This window comes from Gracilimonas amylolytica (assembly GCF_002911695.1).
Classification (GTDB): domain Bacteria; phylum Bacteroidota; class Rhodothermia; order Balneolales; family Balneolaceae; genus Gracilimonas; species Gracilimonas amylolytica.
Map to the genome: position 1 here is coordinate 1 of NZ_PQBS01000025.1, position 4,243 is coordinate 4,243.

The 4,243-nt window shown below is 41.5% G+C and carries 5 protein-coding genes; all 5 read right to left on the bottom strand.

The genetic code is table 11. The features are described from left to right. Positions 1-27: 27 nt before the first annotated feature. The 5 genes from C3B73_RS05990 to C3B73_RS06010 all read right to left on the bottom strand — a co-directional run bounded on the left by C3B73_RS05990 (position 28) and on the right by C3B73_RS06010 (position 3,542). Positions 28-1,041 carry an IS110 family RNA-guided transposase gene (locus C3B73_RS05990; RefSeq protein WP_103664008.1) on the bottom strand — a complete coding sequence of 338 codons (1,014 nt, stop codon included), beginning with the start codon at positions 1,039-1,041 and terminating at the stop codon, positions 28-30. 283 nt (positions 1,042-1,324) lie between these two features. After that, complete coding sequence (locus C3B73_RS05995) at positions 1,325-1,615, bottom strand: hypothetical protein (protein WP_103664699.1); 291 nt, start codon at positions 1,613-1,615, stop codon at positions 1,325-1,327. 53 nt (positions 1,616-1,668) lie between these two features. Further along, entirely contained in the window at positions 1,669-2,145 is a 477-nt protein-coding gene (locus tag C3B73_RS06000) for a nucleotidyltransferase (protein ID WP_103664700.1), read from the bottom strand. Positions 2,146-2,152: 7 nt separating this feature from the next. After that, entirely contained in the window at positions 2,153-2,332 is a 180-nt protein-coding gene (locus C3B73_RS06005; RefSeq protein WP_103664701.1) for a hypothetical protein, read from the bottom strand. A gap of 808 nt (positions 2,333-3,140) precedes the next feature. Then, positions 3,141-3,542, bottom strand: coding sequence for a type II toxin-antitoxin system VapC family toxin (locus C3B73_RS06010; protein WP_157939437.1), 402 nt, complete (start codon positions 3,540-3,542; stop codon positions 3,141-3,143). Positions 3,543-4,243: the final 701 nt, after the last annotated feature.

The window sequence follows — 4,243 nt, forward strand, 5'->3', positions numbered from 1 at the left end:
TCCCGAATGCTATGACTTAATCAAGTACTAAGCAGCCTTTTTTTGTTTGTCGAATCTGGATTCATGGTTTGATTTATAGCAAGTTTGGCTGTTCCATATGGCACATATAATAGTGATTAATTTGTTTACCAGGTTATTACGAACTACCGGCCAAGGCTTACCTTCCTCCAGTTTTTTCTGTTTATAGGCACTGAATTTATCGTTGTGTGTACTGGCCGAGCGGGCTGCCATGGTTAACGTAGAACGTGCTTCTGCACTTCCATGGCCGGAAGAACGCGTTTTCCCACGCACCGAACTTCCTGAACTATGACTATGGGGAGCTACTCCAAAACGGGAGGAAATAGCCTTAGGATTCAATTTTTGTTCTCCAAAAAAGAGAATCAGCCACATCCAGGCGGTAACTTCTCCAATACCAGGAATACTGACCAGCAAGTCGTAGTATTCCTGCAGCCCATCATGGGTTTGTATGCACTGCCGAATGTGCTGTTCCAACTGGGCAATATGGTTGTCAAATAACTGTAGTTGCTCTTCCCACCCCTGGCGCACCAGCTCCGGGCAGTCCGGCTGTTGGGCCGATTGCGTTTGCTTGGTTTTGGTGGCCGTTTGCTGGCGTATCAGCCGGCGACGTTCAGCATAGAGTTGTTGAAGCTGATCTAATACCGGCTCTGCCGGGGTGCTCAGTGATAACTGATCAGCAAAACGATCCGCGTATTCAGCCAGTAGCTGAGCATCAAACTGGTCATCTTTACGATGGTGGTCCGGGCCCACCTTTTCCAATATGGTGGTCTTTTCTACCGAGCATCTCCATCCCATTTGGGTTAACGCAACCAATAGTCGTTTACCATAGATTCCGGTGTCCTCCATACAAATAACACTGTTCTGGTCGGTACATCCCGCCTCGGTTATCCACTGGTTTAGTTGTTGGAAACCGGACTCGCAATTTGCGCACTGCATATGTTCCCCGGAAGGACGGTGCCAGCAGTCCAGGGTATCTTTAGAAATATCTATACCAATAAAGTGGGTTAGATTTGTGAGATCCATAAAAAATCCTCATGTTTGATTAACCTTAATGACGTATGCCAGCTAGGTATTATCGGACCTGACTCTGTTCGTAGTGTTTTACTAGCATGCTATTTAGGTTTGGATAATACCGAAGCCGGAGGGGCTGATTCGGGATTTCGAGTTCTGCTCGACACACTCGGTTAGCCTGTCTCCGGCTCGCTGGTATTATAAAAAAGCAGAGTTGACTGCCTTTCTCAATACTTAAAGTCTAACAGAATGCTCGGGATCAGGATGACCCTTTTTAATTATGTTTGGATGCAGTTTACTGCCAGGCTTTGGTACCTTTTACCCACCCCTTGATCCCCGCCCAAGCAGGGAAACTCTTTAGTATCTGTTGGGAGTGTATGCTGGATTTTAAAATTAGTACGTACTTTTGGATTTCCGACATCCCAGTAATGACAGGTTGAATATCCAATATCCAGCAAGGAATAATAACCGCCTCGCCGGCAGGTTTCGAAGTGGATCCTGTAAATTGATTTTCTAATCCTGTAAATCCCGGTTCTAAACGATATAATAACAAAAGATTTTGCTGTACTACCGAATTACCAGACATAAAAGGCGTCCTTCTTCCCCACGAATGCTTAAGTCACCGAGCGGTGATACTTTTTACTTTAGCTTATTCAAATAATCCAGGTCATCCAGATCTTTTTGCCTTCCGGCCGCTCTTTTATTAGCGATCAATTGCTCCAGTCCCAAATAATAAATTGGAATATCTTCTTTCTTTGATCGTATATATTCCGTTTTTCTATTTTTCCAGGCTTCTTCAAATATTACTCCTTCAATAGAGTTCATTATATCAATTCGATTTGGGGGTAAACCAAACTGAATAACATAACCGGGTGATTTTAGTTCTTCTTCGCTTTCTATTCCGGGAATATCATCATCCCAAAATTCCATTAGTGTCATATAAAGCAATGAGACATTTTTTGCATCATTTGAATAAAAAAAATCCACGTCTCCGGTTAATCTTGGATAGCCATAATAAATGACGGCTTCTCCACCAACTATCAAATACTTCACTTTATGTTTGGTAAGTAACCGTATGAATTCTTTTATATCGTCAGAAAAGTAAGCTGAATCCATGCCTTCACTAATGTTTACCTTTTCTCACAAATGCTTGTCTGATATCAGGCACTTCCTTACCATATACTCTGATCTTAAGTTCTTTCGCTATCGCTTGTCTCTCAACAGGGGTCAATGATATTGATTGTTTGATATCCCACTCTCTCGCTTCTTCGTGATTTTTTGCAATATGGACGATGCGTTTCATAAAAACTTTAGTACATGTAAAGTCAGTGAATAACCTGACTATTATTAGTTTACCCTATATAATGTAATGATTTAACCTGTTTAATTTTAGTAAGAAATTATTCCAGTTAACGTGAGTTAGAGATAAGACCATTGAAAGTATCATCCTGATTCGCAGTTAGGTAGGTTTCGAAAGCTCCATTATTAAAGCCACGTCTTTGCCAAATTTACCGCGCACAGAGTGAGTGCAGCCTGAAGTAATTTACCCGGTTTATTTATGATGCTGTTTTAGGGAGATTGCTTCATCGGCAATTAATGAGTTCAAGATTCGACTACCGGGCTTCTCGCAAAGACCCACTGTGGGTAGTTGAGTAACTGTACTCATGTAAAATCCGTGTCAACTCACTCCAGCATTGGGTGTCATCCCGAGTGCTTACTTAGTTTTATAGGTTTTATAAGTGTAACACGAGCCTGCCTGCCGACGAGGTTGGGATGACAACGTGAATATCGAACATTGAGCAAGGAATACTGAATATCGAAGTGAATCCTGTAAATCTTTTTTTTAATCCTGAAAATCCCGGCTCAAAACGAGATAGTAACTAAAGATTTTGCTGTACTACCGATTTACCAGGCATAAAAGGCGTCCTTCTCCTTGCCCACGAATGCTCGGGGCAGGCGAGGAGAAGACCTACCTCAATCAGCAGGCAGGCAGAAGAGGTCGCGAATTGGGTAACCGGGTATGTATAGCCCCCTCGGTTCCTCAGAATGACATGTTGAATCTTGAACCTGCCTAAACCAACCGCCCGGGCTAATACACGAAATGGCTTGAATTACTGTTGACTATCATACAGTATGATGTTTGCAGATTTTACTTTTTTAAAGTCATAATCAGCTGTTATCAGGGGAATCTCCAAACTCTCAGCAGTTGCCATTATCACTGCATCAGGTAGCTTCAATTTAAATTTCCTTCTGATAGCTACTGCTCTATTCTTTATGTCAGTATTCAAATTAATGATCGTACATTTATCCAAGAATTCTTTAGTCTTGGCCAACTCACTTTTGTTAAACCCCTCAAAGCCTAATAATTCAATTTCAGTTATGATCGATAAAACCAGATTTCGATCTTCTAACAGAGGCAACAACGTATCATCTCCGTTCAGAAAATAAAGAATGATATTTGTGTCCAGAAGGATGTTACTTCCACTCATCTCTCCATTCTTTTTGGAGTTCAAGTGGGTCTTTTTTCAGCGATATGACCCCGCAGTATTTTTTCAGATCGAATTTTTTTTTCGAATTGATATGCTTCTCAAGTTTCTGCTTTACTGATTTTGCAGATGATCCTTTTTTAATGACTGTCACCATAACCTTTTTTGCTTAATCAATAGGTATTTCAATGTAACCATTAAAATACAAATATGAATTATAACTTTAATTGTAGCACTTAATAACCCTGTATAGAGAAGGTTGGTGTGAACGGAATGAGTACAGCCTTAAGCGATTTTGGCAGGTTGTTTTAGGGAGATTGCTTCGTCGGCAAGTAACGATTTTAAGATTCGACTACCGGGGTTCTCGCAAAGACCAGCTATGGGTAGTTGAGTGGTTCTACTCTACTATTTCCTGTCAATTCATTCCTACAGTGGGTGTCATTCCGAATACTATTCTATGTTATTTGGATTTTATAAGTCTAACACGAGCCTGCCTGCCGACGAGGTAGGGATGACAACGTGAATATCGAACATTGAGCAAGGAATATTGAACCCGCCTCACTGGCAGTCAGGTATCGAAGTGAATCCTGTAAATCGTTTTTCTAATCCTGAAAATCCCGGTTCAAAACGAGATAGTAACTAAAGATTTTACTGCATTACCGGTTTTCCAGGCATAAAAGGCGTCCTTCTCCTTGCCCACGAATGCTCGGGGCAGGCGAGGAGAAGAC